This window comes from Gymnodinialimonas mytili (assembly GCF_037544085.1).
In the GTDB taxonomy this organism is placed as follows: domain Bacteria; phylum Pseudomonadota; class Alphaproteobacteria; order Rhodobacterales; family Rhodobacteraceae; genus Gymnodinialimonas; species Gymnodinialimonas mytili.
The window spans coordinates 1532442-1546924 of record NZ_JBBIFW010000001.1 but is presented as its reverse complement, the minus strand read 5'-3'; the positions used below and the strand labels follow the sequence as shown (position 1 = coordinate 1546924).

Below are 14483 nucleotides of genomic sequence, written 5' to 3'. Positions count from 1 at the left end.
ATGACATCCGCTATCTCCTACACTGATCTTGCCGGCATCGGGATTGGCCCTTTTAACCTCAGCCTTGCGGCTCTCGCGCAGGACGTTGACGGGCTAAAAACTCAGTTTTTTGACCGAAAGCCTGCCTTTTCCTGGCATCCAGGATTGGCCTTTGACGACAGCACCATGCAGACATCGTATCTCAAGGATATGGTCACGCCGGTCTTGCCCACCAGCCCGTTGAGTTTTCTAAACTACCTTGTGCAACAAGGACGTTTCTACGATTTCATGGCGGCCCGCTTTGAAACCGTATCGCGTTGGGAATTCACGGATTATTTGGCGTGGGTCGCAGGCCAACTCGACTCCTGCCAATTCAACTCTCCGGTGCGCGAGGTAGATCATGATGGCCGCCATTTTGTTCTGAAGATGACTTCTGGAACCGTGCTTCACGCCAAAGCGCTTTCAGTCGGAACCGGTCAGGTCCCGCATGTCCCGGACGGGGCGCCGATTGGACCGAACTGTTTTCACGGAATTGACTATCTGGAGCGTTGCCCGGACATCTCTGGCAAACGTATCGCCGTGATTGGTGGGGGGCAGACGGGTGCCGAGATCGTACTTGATATATTGCATGCCGACCCGAAGCCTGCGGAACTGACATGGCTCAGCCGCCGCTCTGCGTTCTGGCATTTGCAAGAGGGAGGGTTGGTCGACCAGATCTATACCCCAGCCTATCACAAGACATTTTTGCAGCTAAGCGAACCGGAAAAAAAATCGATCGTATCGTCACAGAAATATAGCAGCGACGGGCTGACGCCCGCCACCACAAATGAAATCTATCGCCAACTCTATCGTCATCGTTACATGCAGGAGCGCAATGTCGTTTCGCTCCGACCCGGGCGAACCGTAACCCGGATCAAAGGTCAATTCGGCGGCTTCCAACTGAGCGCGGAAGCGCCTGGCGGCGCCGTCGAGCGCATGGACGCGGATATCGTGATATTGGCGACGGGGTTTCAGCCTTTTGTACCTGACTGCCTAAGCCCGTTGCGGGATCGTTTGAAGATCGAGACGGGCGGCGCACTTTCGTTGGATGCGCGATATAGGGTGCAATGGGATGGCCCTGAAGAAACACCAATCTATGGATTGAACCACGGTCGGGCATCGCATGGCAGTGTGGACCCGCAGCTGAGCCTTACGGCATGGCGCAGTGCTCGTATTCTGGAGGATTTTGCAGGGAGGCCGCTATTCGACGCACTCCGGCAAACGCCAGACGGACTTGTCGATTGGGGTGCTTGTCAAATAGCGGAAGAGCGAGTGCGCATCATAGCGTGATCCTGAACGCCCGCCGCGCGCACGAAACGCGGCGGGTTGGCGCCAACATAGGATACGCGCAGCAAGGCGGATTTCGCAAAGTGGAGCACGGCCCATAGCCGATTTTAGCTTTGGGCTCGAATGCGACGGTTGCATTCCGCATTGCTGCCATTGTCTGCGACTACAAACCTATACAGCCAAACGGATTGAGCTAGATTTGTGTGTGCATTACTCGGCAGCCAATGTCGCGTCTCGCTTTTCGGTTTCTCCGTACCCCTTAGGCACTGGCAGGTCTGGCAAGGCCGCCGCACGTCTCTGCAGTGCTCGACCTATGACAACGCGGCTGATCTCTGTCGTCCCGTCAACAATCCGAAGCATTTGGGCGAGGCGAGACAGCCGGTCTAGACCGTAAGGCTGCAGCAGGCCCATACCACCCAACACTTGCGTGCAGGTGTTTGTGGCCTTCACGGCAGCATCGGGCACAAAGCGCTTGGCGTGGGCGGCCATGAGCGGACCTTCCGGGGTGCCCAAAGCCGCGGCGGCTTTGCGGTAGAGCAGCTTTGAGGCCTCCAGATCGGTCGCCACCTCGCCCAACATCCACTGAATGCCGTCCAGATCCAGGTTTTTGCCACCGAACATTTTGCGGTTTTTGGAATACGACAGAGCAGTATCCAGAGCGGCCTGCATCAGACCACAGCAGCCCGAGGCGACCGAGACGCGCGCGATGTCGATTGCCATGAGGGAGCCTTGCAGGCCTTGACCGATAGGTAGGATGATATTGTCTTCGCCGACCACCACCTTGTCGAGATACATCTCGGACATCGGCAAGAAGTTATACGATGGTGTGTCATAGAGCGGGCCAAAGCTGACGCCTGGAGCGTTGGCCGGGATCGCGATCATGGCCATATCTTTGTGGCCGGGGGTATCGCTTGTTTTGACAACAGTGAAATAGATGTCGGCCTCAGTCGCCAAGCTGACCCAGGCTTTGGCCCCACTGATCGTCCAAGTGCGATCTGCATTGATGGTTGCTCTCGTATACATTTTCATAGGGTCAGAGCCGGACTGCGGTTCGGTCAGGGCAAAGTTGGCGAGCTTGCGACCGGAAGTCAGATCGCGGGCCCATTGCGCTTTGAAGGCGTCGGTCCCGTATCCGCAACCCGCGAAGGTGCAGATGTTGTGCATCGACAAGGCGAACGCGTAGGCGCCATCACCTAGCCCCAGCTGTTCATAAACTTGAATGCCCTCCGACAGGGACAAGCCCTGCCCACCCCATTCTTCGGGAGCGTAGAGCCCCGTGAGGCCTGCAGCACCCGCTTTGTCAGACGCGCTGCGTGGCCAGGCTTTGTCCGCATTCCAGGTATCCACATTCGGTCCGACAACCTCATGGGCGTGGTCGCGGGCGGCGGTGAGGATCTTTTCTAGTTTGTCTGACATGAAAGTGGTCCTGTGAGTTTGGGCGCAGATGTTCGATCTCGCCAGCCAAGACTGGTGAGGCAATCGAGGTGCCTTTAAAGATGGTGTTTTCCTGCTTTTAATTGCGCTGGCGCTAGGGGGCTATCTCGCGCAGTGACATCCGATTGTCCAAAAGTGACAAACCTAGACAGAGGTGACGGAGCGCCGCCGGTACGAACTGGGCGTCGCGCCTGTCCAGCGCAGAAAGGCCTTGTGGAAACTGGCCGCCGAGGCAAACCCGACATCCTGAGCAACAGCCTCGATGCTCGCGTCACCCACTTGCAGGCGCCGGATCGCGATGTCTCGGCGCACCCCGTCCTTGATGGCCTGAAAGGATGTTCCGTCAGCCTCAAGCCTGCGGATCAATGTTCGCGGGGTCAGGTGCAGTGCATTGGCTGCTGCACCTAGATGCGCCTCTTCCCAGGTTGATCGGATCAGATAGGCACGGACCCGCAGTGATTGCGTGTGTTCTTGCGACCGTGTGAAGATCCAGTCGCGAGGTGCGTTTTCCAAGAAGCGACCCAGATCATAAGTACTGCGGATTTGAACTGGCACAAGAGATTTGGTGTGGAAATGGATCGCAGTTGTGGGTGCCGAGAACGTGACTGGCGCGGGAAAGATGAGGGCGTAGTCTTCCTCAAAGGGTGGACGCTCGAAGGCGAAATCAACCGCCTCCAGCGGAACTTCCTGCCGGGCGAGCCAGGACAAAACGCCATGAGCGAGTTTGACGATCAGCATGTGCCCAAAGCGCTGTATCGGGTGCTTGCTCTGAGGGACTAAGCAAAGCGCGAGTGTGTCTGCGTCATCGGTCAATTGAAACTGGTGGTCGTCCAGCAGCAGGTTCCAGAACGTAGAATAGCGATAGAGCGCTGAAGAGAGTGATGTCGACTCGCGCACCGATGTAAGCAGGTGTTGCAGGGCGCGTGGTCGTATTGGCCGGGACCAAAGCCCCATCATCTCGTCCCCGGTTTCGATAGCAGCCAGTTGGTACAGGCGCACGATCTGATCCAACGTGACGCGCCCCTGGGGTGCACCAGCATCGACTGGCAATTCGGCTCGTTCGAGCAAAAAACGATAGTGATCCTCTGTACAAATTGCCTTGAGGCCCACCAGCCAGTCCTGGATGAATTGGCTGGATACGGTTGAAAAAGGTGCTGTCGCTGCTTTGCTCATTTGATGGCGAAACTAGCGATGAAGGCCGGGAGCTAGAAGCCATCAATTTGGAACGGCCCAAAGTCGCCGTTAGATGCAGTGTTCGGATGCTTCGCGCAGCCCGTGGAGCTGGCATCTCGTTGCGGACGCCAAAACTGGTGAGTTGCTGGGCTTGGCGGCCGAGAGTTGGCTGTACGTTTGCTCTCCGCAAGTGTTGCATCTCAGACGATCCACTCAAAGACATATCCCGCCCCAAGCGAGCCCAGAACCGCAAGCAGCAGATAAAGCATGAATGGCTTCAGTTTGAGAACCGGCGCAACGGCCATCGCGCCCCAAATGCTGACGACGCCGCCCGAGACAAGGAAGGCCATCGCCGCACCCTCGGACATACCATTGTCGATCAGTCCACGCGTCAACGGGAGCGCGGCGTAGCCGTCTATATAGGCTGGCGCACCCATGAATACTGCGACAGGTATGGCCCACCATTTGTCTTCCCCAACATATTCTGCCAGCGCCCCCGGTGTCAGGGTGGCGTTCAGGGCATATTCTGCGGCGAATGCTGGAATCAAGCAGAGTAGGATAAGCCGCGCGGTCGCCCAGAACTGTCCGCCAAAAGCCTGCCGGCGGTCCTTTGATCGCCATACCAATGGATCGAAAGGCTGATCCTCGCCGCATCGCGCAGCACTCAGTTGGCGGGCAAGGCCGTTTTCCCGAAGCGCCTGCATCGCCCAGGGTGTCTCGGCGAACAGCCCCGTGATCGCGCCGCCGAATACACTCAATCCGAAGGCCGCGAGCGTTTTGCCGATCGCAAAGTTCAGACCCAGTGTGGCTGCCGTTGTGGCGAGCATCGCCGGATCCGTTATAGGGGAGGACAGCCAGAACGCCATGATAGGTGCAAGGGGGACGCCCGCTGCCAGCAATCCGGCCATCAAAGGCAGCACCGTCACACCGCATATGGGCGTGACGGCTCCGATGAGCGATGCGGCCAAAACCGATCGCAATGTTCGGCCCGCGAACGCGCCAGCGACATGAGTGGCCGCTCCGCTTGCAATGATCCAGGCCGCAAGAAAGATGCCCGGAATAACGATAGGAGCGACGGCGATTAGGCCCGACACCACGAATTTCGTAGCATTCACGGCATGCTCTGGCCACGCAAAACCGAGACCTGCCAACAGCAAAAGAGATAAGCCCAATAACAGGCATTTCCGGTTTGACGGTTGGTGGGCAGCGGCCTGGTCGGACATAGAATACTCCTCTAGCCTTGAAAAATAGAGCGACCTGAGACATCGATAAAACGGATAATTTCAATTTCAGATATTGGAAAAATCGATGGATAATTTGGATAGCGATCTGCTGCGGACCTTTGTCGCCGTCGCGGAGGCCGGTAGCGTTACGGACGGCGCGGCTCGTATCCATCGGTCTCAATCTGCCACAAGTCTTCAGATCAAACGTCTAGAAGCCATCCTTGGTCGAACCGTTTTTGATCGGCATGGCCGTGGTGTTGTGCTGAGCGATGTGGGCCGAACGCTGCTGCCCGTAGCGAAAGACGTGGCCGCACGCCTCGATGCGGTGCGTCGCGACATTTCTCAGGATGCCGTGAGTGGGAAGTTACGCTTGGGCATACCATGACGATCATGGAAGAACGAAACTCGCGGAGGTCATTGCGGCGTTCACCCGCCATCATCCCCAAGTTGAATTGGATGTCACCTGTGCCCAGAGCACAAGTTTTCCCATGGCCCTAGACAAGGGAGACTTGGATCTTGCGATTTACGAGGTCGAAAATCCATCAAATCACGAAGAGGTCTTGTATGAAGACCCAACATGCTGGATGTCGTCTGCGCAGCGGAGTTTTCCGGTAGATGAAAGACTGCCGGTGGCATTGTTCGATCATGCATGTTGGTGGCGCGACGCGGCAATCGACTCCCTTCAAGCGCGTGAAAAGCCATACCGCATCGTTTATTCCAGTCAGAGCGTCTCGGGCGTGATTGCAGCGGTAGAAGCGGGGATTGCGGTTGGCTTGCTAGGCCGCTCTTCGCTTCACGCCGGTTTATCAGTGGTGAACGAGGCATTGGGTTTCGAGAGCACGCCTACCTCCAAGCTCGTGATGGCATCAAGCAAGGCGAAGGGACGTGGGCCTAAAGACGCTATGAAGGCCGCTATTCGATCCGCATTTTTGGCCAGAGCATAACAAGCCGGCTTTAACTGCGCTCTCCGAGGCTGATCTCGCTCAGTTTTGCCGAGCATGCCCAAACGACACATTTCACCGTTTTGAGCACTTGGGTCATGATGTTCGGCTAGGCACGATTTCAAACTGGTTCCCGGCATAAGTAGACCAAACAGAATTGCAGGAACACTTGTTTGATCGCGCTGACGACATGCCATTAGCGACGTCTATGGTAATCCTTCACCACGGCCGCCGATCACATTGCGGCTTGGCCTAAGGAGGCGTGAACATGGCGCGACTGACCTATGTGTATGACCCACTCTGCGGTTGGTGTTTTGGGTTCATCCCGACACTTCGCCACTTCGCGGAGACCAATCCAGATGTTGAAATTGATGCTGTTCCCAGCGGTCTTGTGACAGGGGATCGCGTTGGTCCCTATAGCGATATGCTGAGTTACATCAGAGGTGCTGGACTGCGCATGACTGCCGTTACCGGTCAGGCCATGGGCGAGCCGTTCTTTGAGATGATGCGACAAGACGAAACGCCGCTCAGTATCTCTGCACCGCCAAGCCTTGCTGTGCTGCAGATGTAGAACCTGACGGACAAGGCCCATGTTCTGGAGTTTGTGCATGGTCTTTTTGGAGACACATTTCATCGACGGAAATGACCCGAACGCGGCTGAGACCTATGACGTTCTCTTCGAGAAACCCGGTTTGCCGAAACTTGATACAGACGCCATCAGTACGGCGACTGAGACGCATGCGCAGGTTGCCGAAAGCTATCAAAGGGCGCGTTCGCTTGAGGTCACCTCGTTTCCGACGAGCGTTGTTTGGGACGATGCTGGGACGCAATGTGGGGCGATCACCTCGATCTATGATCTAGGGGATTTCAAGGCGGTTTTTGATAGCCTCATGTGAGGAAAACGAACCCGCGAAAGGAATTTTGGTGCCTGGCCAAGCTCTCGATGCCGACTCACTGCGGATGAGTTTTGGCGGTCACCACGTGATCCGCGGCATGTCCCTTACCGTCGGGACGGGGGAATTGGTTGGTTTGATCGGGCCGAATGGGGCCGGAAAGACCACGATGTTCAACCTTCTGGCGGGAACGCTTAAACCGCGCGAAGGTACAATCCGCCTTAAGGGAACGGATGTGACACGCCTGTCTCAGCAGGCACGCTGTGGGATCGGGCTGAGCCGTAGTTTCCCAATCCCCAAACCCTTCCCGCGTATGACAGTGCTGGAAAATGTGATGACCTCGGCGCAGGAGCAGATCGGTGAAAACGTCCTGTCGGCGCTTCTGCGTCCGCGCGCGGTTGCGGCGCAGGAGCGCGCCAATGTGGCCAAGTCCCGTGAGCTTTTGGACTTTGTTTCGCTTGGGCACCTGGAAAATTAGCCTGCTTCAGTCCTATCCGGCGGTCAGCGGAAACTGCTAGAGCTTGCGCGGGTTCTGATGACGGATCCTAAGGTCATCTTGCTTGATGAACCCGGGGCAGGGGTAAATCCGGCGCTGTTGAATCTGATTATTGATCGGATCGAACAGATCAATCAGCGCGGCATCGCGATCCTGCTGATCGAGCACAACATGGACATGATCAGCCGCCTATGTTTCCGTGTTGTTGTGATGGCAGCGGGGCAGTTCCTGGCGGAAGGAGCGCCGGAGGAGGTGACCCAACGGCCCGAGGTTGTGGATGCCTATCTCGATGGGACGCCCACATGAGTGTCGCGCTGACGGTCACCGATTTCAAAGCGGGCTATGACACCGATTTGCCCATCGTCCAAGGTGTCAGTTTCACGGTCGAACGTGGTGAGGCGGTTACCGTTCTCGGCCCCAACGGGGCGGGCAAATCAACCCTGATCAAAGCAATCGCAGGTCAGGTGGCGTGCCTGGGTGGCGCGGTCTACTTGGGCGACGAAGACATCACTGGCGTGCCGTCCCATGTTTTGGCCCGCCGCGGCTTGGGCTTTGTTCCCCAGACTGAGAATATCTTCACCCAGCTGACAATCCGCGAGAACCTGCAGATTGCCGCGGAATTGGTGCCCGCCGCAGAACGCGTGCGCCAAATTGACAAGATGTTTGAGATGTTCACCGACCTGAAAGAGCGCCCGAACACCTTGGCCGGCGCGCTTTCGGGCGGACAACGGCAAATGCTGGCGGCAGCGCGCGCATTGCTGACGGATCCACCGGTTCTGATGCTGGACGAGCCCTCGGCTGGGTTGTCGCCAAAATTGGTGGGGCAGGTCTTTGAGACGCTCCGGCGCATCCATGCAACGGGCGTAACCTTGATCCTGGTCGAGCAAAACGTGCGAGCGGCGCTGGACCTGACGCACCGTGCGCTTGTGCTGGTCGATGGAGAACTGGCCCATGACGGTCCCACCGAGCCCCTGAAAGATGGCAAAGCGCTCGGCGCGCTGTTTCTCGGACAACGGGCGAAAGGAGCCGCCGCATGAGCCCGCAAGTGATCATCGACGGGCTGATTGCCGGCTCGACCATTGGCCTTGGCGCGATTGGCCTAACGCTGACCTATTCGATCATCTGCCTTGGATTGAACGTCCAATGGGGTCAGACGGGCTTGTTCAATGTGGGCGTGGCCGCGTTTGTGGGCGTCGGCGCCTATACCTCGGTTCTGCTGACAACGCCTGCAACACCGGACCGCATCGGCGGCTTTGGCCTGCCTATTGCCGTTGGATGGCTGGGCGCCGCGCTGATCAGCGCCTTTGTCTCATTCCTTGTGGGGGCGCTGACACTGCGGATGCGATCAGATTATCTGGCGATCACAACCTTTGGCATCGCCATCGCGCTGCAGCTTTGTTTTCAAAACCTCGAGAGTTTGACAGGCGGTGTCTTTGGTGTCGGCTTTATCCCGCGGGCCTTCGCTGGGGTTCAGGACAATCCGATCCTTTTTAACTACGCCAACCTAGCTTTGGCCGCGGTATTGGTACTCGTGCTGTATCTCATCCTAGAACACCTCGCCCGGTCGCCGTGGGGGCGTGTTCTGCGTGCCGTGCGCGAGGATGAAACAGCGGCGCAATCCCTTGGCAAAAGCCCCGCGTCGCTGCGCCTGCAAGCGTTCGTCCTAGGCGGGGCGATCATGGGGCTTGCCGGTGCCGTTCAGGCCCATTTCGTAGGCTTCATTTCGCCCCCGAACTACCTGCCCATGCTGACATTCCAGGTCTGGGCGATGCTGATCGTTGGGGGATCGGGCAATAATAAGGGCGCGATCCTGGGCGCTGTTCTTGTCTGGGCGATCTGGGCCTTGTCGGGCAGTCTGATCTCTGAGCTGTTCCCGGCTGATCAGCAGGCCCGCGCCGCGTCTTTGCAGATTGCGATCATCGGCGTGATGCTGTGCCTTTTGCTTCTTTGGCGCCCGCAGGGGCTTTTGCCGGAGCGGCAGATCATTTCGAAGCATCTGGGAGAGCGTGAAGAAAAACCAAAGCCGATCCGGAGACACAAGAATGCTTGAGCGCGCAAACCTTGCCCCTGACCTTTCGATCGCCCGTGTTCTGACGGGCCTATGGCAAGTGGCGGATCAGGAGAAAGACGGCGAGATGTCGGACCTTGGGACGGCTGCCGCAGCGCTTGAGGCCTATGCCCAAGACGGTTTCGATACATTTGACATGGCGGATCACTATGGCTCAGCCGAGCTGATCGCGGGTGAGGTGTTGCGCCGGGCACCTCGGGCGAAGGCCTTTACCAAGTGGTGCCCCGAACCGGGCCCGATGACCGCGGAGGTCGTGCGCGCCGGTGTGCAAGAACGTCTGGATCGGTTGGGTGTGTCCTGCATTGACCTGTTGCAGTTTCATTGGTGGAGCTTTGAGCATCCGGCCTGGCTGGACGCGTTGCGGGAACTCAAATCGCTGCAGGAACAGGGTCTGATCAACGCATTGGGTGTGACGAATTTTGATGCCGCACATCTGGAACTGGCGCTGGAAGAGGGGATTCCGCTGGTTTCAAACCAGGTCTCGTTTTCGCTGATCGATCGTCGTGCCGCGGGGCAACTGGCGGAGCTTTGCAAGGCACGCGGGGTCAAGTTGCTGGCCTATGGGACGCTTTGCGGTGGGTTTTTGACGGATCGATGGTTGGGGCAAAAGCAGCCCGAAACCATCGCGGATTGGAGTCGTATGAAATACATGCGCTTCATCGAAACTGCCGGCGGGTGGGGCGGATTTCAGGCGATCCTTGAAGCCGCCGATGAAATCGCCAAGAAACATGGCATCTCGATTTCAAATGTCGCGTCCAGGTGGGTGCTGGAACAGCCCCATGTGGCTGGGATCATCATCGGCGTTCGACTGGGAGAGGCGGAGCATCGCGCGGATAATGCAAGACTATTTGGGTTCACGCTCGATGCCGATGACCATGCACGCCTAGAGGGAGCTTTTGCACAGACGCAAATGATCCCCGGTGATTGCGGTGATGAATATCGCCAGCCCCCCTTTCTGACGGCAAGCGGGGATCTTTCGCATCATCTGGATCAGATCCCGAGCGTGCTGGCGGTTGTGCCAGACAATGACGGGCGCATGCGCGCCTATTCCGGATCAAAGTGGGAGCCCATCGCCGGTTACTGCCGCGCGGTGCGTGACGGCAACCAGATCGTCGTTTCGGGGACGACCGCGACCCATGGACACGACCACGATGTGGCACCCGGACATGCGGGCGCCCAGACGACCTATATCCTCGACAAGATTGCGGCGTCGCTGACGGCCCTGGGCGCAAACATGAAAGACGTGATCCGCACGCGCACCTATCTGGTGCACGAAGAGGATGTCGAAACTGTCAGCCGGGCCCATGGCCGCGTTTTTGCCCCGCATGCCCCGGCGAACACGACACTCGTGGTCGGTAAGCTTATCGGCGACTTCCGCGTTGAGATTGAGGCGGAAGCGATCGTCAAAACCCCATCGGAGATCCGAGAATGATCGAAAACGAAGAGGAAATGAACGCCGCGCGCGCGACGCTAAAGGCGTGGCTTGAGGCGTTTAACGGCAAGGATCTGGATGGGTTGTTTGACCTCTATACCGAAGACAGCGTCTACGCGAATGCCAAGGCACCTCTGAAGCTGGGCCTTGAACAGGTCAAGCCATGGTATGCCGGGTCCATCCCGAACCTGAAGGGTCGGCTTCTGCACAAAGAAGAGGCCGCATGGCAGTCAGGCAATCTCGCGGGCATCCTCGGCTGTTACTATTTCGAACCGCCCGCTGACGAGGCCGCGACTGGCAAAGAAGGCTCAACCGGCCGTATTTTCCTGTTGTTCCGCAAGGAAGGGGACGCGTGGCGCATGGCGTTTGATATGGACAACGCGCCCGAGGATGTCTCAACCGATTGGTTCAAGTGACGCGCGCTTTGCGCTTGTACTCTGGCGTGTCCCAAAGATCGTTCTTGATGACATCTTCCAGCACATCCACGGCCGCCAGCACATCGCTTTCATCGATGTAAAGCGGCGTAAAGCCAAATCGTATGATGTCAGGCGCGCGGAAATCTCCGACAACGCCGCGGGCGATCAGTGCTTGCATCGCCGCATAGCCGTTTTCGAAGGCGAAAGACACCTGGCTGCCGCGCAATGCACCGTCGCGCGGGCTGACCAGCGTAAGGTCGGGGCACCGCGCCTCAACCTCACGAATGAACAAATCACACAGCCGGATCGACGCCATTCGTATATCGGCCATATCCACACCATCCCAGACAGACAGCGCGTGTTCTAGCGTGGTCATCTGCATCACTGGCGGTGTCCCCACGCGCATCCGCCCGATACCCGGGGCAGGGCGGTAGTCTGGTTCAAAGGCAAAAGGGGCATCATGGCCCAGCCACCCGGCCAGTGCGGCATCCATCGTATCGGCCACATCTGGGCGGGCGTAGATGAATGCCGGGGCGCCAGGCCCGCCATTGAGATATTTGTAGGTGCAGCCAACCGCGAATTCACAGTTGGAGGTCTGAAGATCCACCGGAACGGCCCCCGCGCTATGCGCCAGATCCCAAAGCATTACGGCGCCCGCGTCGTGCGCCGCTTTGGTCACCGCATTCATATCGTGCATCCGCCCCGTGCGGTAATCTACTTGGGTGATCATCGCGACCGCGACCGTTTCATCTATGGAAGTTGCCACCTCCTCGGGATCCACCACGCGTAGTTCATACCCTTGGTCAAGCTGCTGGATCAGCCCCTGCGCCATATAAAGGTCGGACGGGAAATTGCCGCTATCCGACAGGATCACATGGCGACCGGGACGCATCTTCAACGCAGCGGACAGGGCTTGGTAGACCTTGACCGATAGGGTGTCGCCCATCGTGACCGTCCCCTCCGGCGCGCCGATCAGTCGACCGACCATGTTGCCCACGCGTTCGGGCTGCGCCATCCATCCGTCGCGGTTCCAGCCCGTGATCAGATGTTCACCCCATTCGGCGGTCAGCATCTCTGCGACACGTGCGTTGGTGCCTTTCGGCAGTGGCCCAAGCGAATTGCCGTCCAAGTAAATCATCCCCTCTGGCAAGTGAAACTTGTCCTTCAGGGGCAGGGTTTGAATCGTATCTTTCATAGCTGACCTCGCAGGTGCCAAAGCTCTGGGAAAAGTTCGACTTCAAGCATACGGCGAAGGTATTTCACTCCAGATGTTCCACCCGTGCCGCGCTTGAATCCGATGATGCGTTCGACCGTTGTGACGTGGTTGAACCGCCATCGACGAAAATAGTCTTCGATATCGACCAGCTTTTCGGCCAATTCATAAAGCGTCCAATGCTGTTCGGGGTTTTCGTACACCTTCGCCCAAGCCACCATGATGCCCTCATCTGCCGCGTGCGGCTGGTCCAACCGATACAAATCGGGCGCAAACGATAGATTCAGATGCGCTGCAAGCTGATCGAGCGCCACATGGTATAGCGATTTGCGTTCCATTTCCTGGGCGAGCATATGATGCAGTTCGGGGCGATGCTCGTGAATCTTCATCATCGCCGCATTGCGGTTGCCCATTATAAACTCAATCAAACGGTATTGATGTGATTGAAACCCGGATGACTTGCCCAATTCATCACGGAAGGCGGTGTATTCACTGGGTGTCATGGTGCGCAGCACATCCCACGCACTATTGAGTTGTTCGAAGATGCGCGCAACGCGGGTCAGCATCTTGAAGACCGGCGGAAAGGTCCCTTCGCCAAGCAGATCGCGCGCGACGGTGATCTCGTGCAGGGCAAGCCGCATCCAAAGTTCCGAGGTCTGATGCTGGATGATGAACAGCATTTCGTCATGGGCATCGGATTGCCGATGTTGCGCACCCAGGATCGGATCAAGGGCCAGATAGTCGATGTACGACATATCCTTAGCAAAGGACATCTGCGCGCCGTCAGCAGACGGGTCATAGGCGGTCATGTCTGAACCTCATGGTCTGGATGCTGCAGGATCGTGGCGAAATCTGTGTTGGCAGGTACAAGGCGGCTTAGGTCTTGGAATGCCTTGATCGACAGGTTGCTGTGTTGCTCGATCACCGCCCGCGCCGCCTCAACATCGCGAGACAAGGCAACGTCATAAAGCGCCTTGTGAGGATCAATTGAAAGGGCTGTCGCGTAGATGTCAGCGGCTTTCGGTGCCGTATCTTGATGGGTTTGCGACAGGTCGCGCAGCCCGTTTTGTATGAACGTTTGATAGCGTCTTATCTGGTCCGCGATCTGTTGATGGAAATGCAGCATCCATGGGGCATTGACGTGGGCGATCAGAGCGTTGTGAAAGGTCTCGTGACGGCGGTTCCAAAGCGCCAGATCGGCACCCGTGCCAAGCAGCGAAACCGGGGCGAGAGAAGCGAGCTGATGATAGGCTCCGATCAGGCCGGCTTCCCAGGCATCACTGCCTTGGCGGATTGCGCGCAGAAAAAGGTCACCTTCGATAGCGCTGCGGCTGCGTTCCAAATCCAGAAGATCGACCAAAGACAGCGCCGCGACGCGGAAGCCCTTGTTATGTTCAATCACCACAAGCTTGTCGGTGGACAGGCGGTTCAAACACTCCCGGATGGGCGTTATCCCAGCGCTGTAGCGATCTGCCAACGCTGGCAGGCGAAGTGCACAGCCTGGCGCCAGATCGAGAGACAGAATGTCGCCACGCATCTGGGCGTAGAGAATGTCGGATTTGGACGAGCGTTGGTTCATCGCTTTGCCTTTTAACAACGCATAGATTTCATATGTGATTGAGTCAATCGTATATGATTAATGGTTTCATATTTTCTGTTTGTTGTTTCGCTCAAAAACACCTGTCAGAACCCTCAGAGCGCGCGGTGCGGGATCGGTTACTAAAGAATTTATGCGAGGTGTCGCTGGCGGAGCCCTTCGCATCTGGCAATTGGCTAGGATGTTCCTGTCTCTAGGAGACGGCCCGGCGCTAAACATGCGCCCTGCGCGGATAAGAACCAACGCCCGAACAGCGTTGTCCGCTTCCGTTGCGCCACGATCTCGACCAAGC

Annotated in this window: 15 protein-coding genes and 1 pseudogene; 10 read left to right on the top strand and 6 right to left on the bottom strand. The window is 57.6% G+C overall.

What is annotated here, in order from left to right; translation table 11 throughout:
- Complete coding sequence (locus V8J82_RS07670) at positions 1-1308, top strand: lysine N(6)-hydroxylase/L-ornithine N(5)-oxygenase family protein (protein WP_339973845.1); 1308 nt, start codon at positions 1-3, stop codon at positions 1306-1308.
- Positions 1309-1515: 207 nt separating this feature from the next.
- Here the strand turns inward: V8J82_RS07670 and V8J82_RS07665 are convergent, their stop codons facing one another.
- The 3 genes from V8J82_RS07665 to V8J82_RS07655 all read right to left on the bottom strand — a co-directional run bounded on the left by V8J82_RS07665 (position 1516) and on the right by V8J82_RS07655 (position 5135).
- A complete protein-coding gene (locus V8J82_RS07665; protein ID WP_339973843.1) occupies positions 1516-2721 on the bottom strand; it encodes an acyl-CoA dehydrogenase family protein in 1206 nt (401 codons plus the stop codon).
- A 162-nt stretch (positions 2722-2883) separates the two neighbouring features.
- On the bottom strand, positions 2884-3912 hold the full coding sequence (locus tag V8J82_RS07660) for an AraC family transcriptional regulator (RefSeq protein WP_339973841.1): 1029 nt from the start codon (positions 3910-3912) through the stop codon (positions 2884-2886).
- 200 nt (positions 3913-4112) lie between these two features.
- Positions 4113-5135, bottom strand: a complete 1023-nt coding sequence (locus V8J82_RS07655) for a permease (protein ID WP_339973839.1) — start codon at positions 5133-5135, stop codon at positions 4113-4115.
- 85 nt (positions 5136-5220) lie between these two features.
- Here V8J82_RS07655 and V8J82_RS07650 point away from each other — a divergent pair, with 85 nt between their 5' ends.
- From V8J82_RS07650 to V8J82_RS07610, 9 genes and pseudogenes are all read left to right on the top strand, one after another.
- Positions 5221-5520: a LysR family transcriptional regulator gene (locus V8J82_RS07650; protein ID WP_339973837.1), complete on the top strand. Its 300-nt coding sequence runs from the start codon at positions 5221-5223 to the stop codon at positions 5518-5520.
- Positions 5492-6079: a LysR substrate-binding domain-containing protein gene (locus V8J82_RS07645; RefSeq protein WP_339973835.1), complete on the top strand. Its 588-nt coding sequence runs from the start codon at positions 5492-5494 to the stop codon at positions 6077-6079. The genes V8J82_RS07650 and V8J82_RS07645 overlap by 29 nt, the downstream gene beginning before the upstream one ends.
- A gap of 265 nt (positions 6080-6344) precedes the next feature.
- Complete coding sequence (locus tag V8J82_RS07640; RefSeq protein ID WP_339973833.1) at positions 6345-6647, top strand: hypothetical protein; 303 nt, start codon at positions 6345-6347, stop codon at positions 6645-6647.
- A 19-nt stretch (positions 6648-6666) separates the two neighbouring features.
- Positions 6667-6972 (top strand): hypothetical protein, encoded by a 306-nt coding sequence (locus tag V8J82_RS07635; RefSeq protein ID WP_339973831.1) that lies wholly within the window; start codon positions 6667-6669, stop codon positions 6970-6972.
- A gap of 64 nt (positions 6973-7036) precedes the next feature.
- Positions 7037-7771 (top strand): annotated as a pseudogene (locus V8J82_RS07630) (ABC transporter ATP-binding protein).
- On the top strand, positions 7768-8502 hold the full coding sequence (locus V8J82_RS07625; protein WP_339973829.1) for an ABC transporter ATP-binding protein: 735 nt from the start codon (positions 7768-7770) through the stop codon (positions 8500-8502). The pseudogene V8J82_RS07630 and the gene V8J82_RS07625 overlap by 4 nt, the downstream one beginning before the upstream one ends.
- Positions 8499-9515: a branched-chain amino acid ABC transporter permease gene (locus V8J82_RS07620; protein ID WP_339973827.1), complete on the top strand. Its 1017-nt coding sequence runs from the start codon at positions 8499-8501 to the stop codon at positions 9513-9515. Before V8J82_RS07625 ends, V8J82_RS07620 begins: the two co-directional genes overlap by 4 nt.
- Positions 9508-10965: an aldo/keto reductase gene (locus V8J82_RS07615; protein WP_339973824.1), complete on the top strand. Its 1458-nt coding sequence runs from the start codon at positions 9508-9510 to the stop codon at positions 10963-10965. The genes V8J82_RS07620 and V8J82_RS07615 overlap by 8 nt, the downstream gene beginning before the upstream one ends.
- Entirely contained in the window at positions 10962-11381 is a 420-nt protein-coding gene (locus tag V8J82_RS07610; RefSeq protein WP_339973822.1) for a YybH family protein, read from the top strand. The genes V8J82_RS07615 and V8J82_RS07610 overlap by 4 nt, the downstream gene beginning before the upstream one ends.
- Here the strand turns inward: V8J82_RS07610 and kynU are convergent.
- Genes kynU through V8J82_RS07595 form a run of 3 tightly spaced genes read right to left on the bottom strand, consistent with a single transcriptional unit; the run spans position 11374 to position 14191 of the window.
- Positions 11374-12576, bottom strand: coding sequence for a kynureninase (kynU, locus tag V8J82_RS07605; RefSeq protein ID WP_339973820.1), 1203 nt, complete (start codon positions 12574-12576; stop codon positions 11374-11376). The two genes, V8J82_RS07610 and kynU, sit on opposite strands and share 8 nt — an antisense overlap.
- Positions 12573-13403: a tryptophan 2,3-dioxygenase gene (locus tag V8J82_RS07600; RefSeq protein WP_339973818.1), complete on the bottom strand. Its 831-nt coding sequence runs from the start codon at positions 13401-13403 to the stop codon at positions 12573-12575. Before V8J82_RS07600 ends, kynU begins: the two co-directional genes overlap by 4 nt.
- Complete coding sequence (locus V8J82_RS07595; RefSeq protein WP_339973816.1) at positions 13400-14191, bottom strand: GntR family transcriptional regulator; 792 nt, start codon at positions 14189-14191, stop codon at positions 13400-13402. The genes V8J82_RS07600 and V8J82_RS07595 overlap by 4 nt, the downstream gene beginning before the upstream one ends.
- Between the last annotated feature and the right edge of the window lie 292 nt (positions 14192-14483).

Excerpts from the sequence above, each read along its gene's own strand:
- V8J82_RS07625 (WP_339973829.1), top strand. The coding sequence starts at position 7,768 with ATGAGTGTCGCGCTGACGGTCACCGATTTCAAAGCGGGCTATGACACC.
- V8J82_RS07665 (WP_339973843.1), bottom strand. The coding sequence starts at position 2,721 with ATGTCAGACAAACTAGAAAAGATCCTCACCGCCGCCCGCGACCACGCC.
- V8J82_RS07660 (WP_339973841.1), bottom strand. The coding sequence starts at position 3,912 with ATGAGCAAAGCAGCGACAGCACCTTTTTCAACCGTATCCAGCCAATTC.
- V8J82_RS07600 (WP_339973818.1), bottom strand. The coding sequence starts at position 13,403 with ATGACCGCCTATGACCCGTCTGCTGACGGCGCGCAGATGTCCTTTGCT.
- kynU (WP_339973820.1), bottom strand. The coding sequence starts at position 12,576 with ATGAAAGATACGATTCAAACCCTGCCCCTGAAGGACAAGTTTCACTTG.
- V8J82_RS07610 (WP_339973822.1), top strand. The coding sequence starts at position 10,962 with ATGATCGAAAACGAAGAGGAAATGAACGCCGCGCGCGCGACGCTAAAG.
- V8J82_RS07640 (WP_339973833.1), top strand. The coding sequence starts at position 6,345 with ATGGCGCGACTGACCTATGTGTATGACCCACTCTGCGGTTGGTGTTTT.
- V8J82_RS07635 (WP_339973831.1), top strand. The coding sequence starts at position 6,667 with ATGTTCTGGAGTTTGTGCATGGTCTTTTTGGAGACACATTTCATCGAC.
- V8J82_RS07615 (WP_339973824.1), top strand. The coding sequence starts at position 9,508 with ATGCTTGAGCGCGCAAACCTTGCCCCTGACCTTTCGATCGCCCGTGTT.
- V8J82_RS07650 (WP_339973837.1), top strand. The coding sequence starts at position 5,221 with ATGGATAATTTGGATAGCGATCTGCTGCGGACCTTTGTCGCCGTCGCG.
- V8J82_RS07655 (WP_339973839.1), bottom strand. The coding sequence starts at position 5,135 with ATGTCCGACCAGGCCGCTGCCCACCAACCGTCAAACCGGAAATGCCTG.
- V8J82_RS07620 (WP_339973827.1), top strand. The coding sequence starts at position 8,499 with ATGAGCCCGCAAGTGATCATCGACGGGCTGATTGCCGGCTCGACCATT.
- V8J82_RS07670 (WP_339973845.1), top strand. The coding sequence starts at position 1 with ATGACATCCGCTATCTCCTACACTGATCTTGCCGGCATCGGGATTGGC.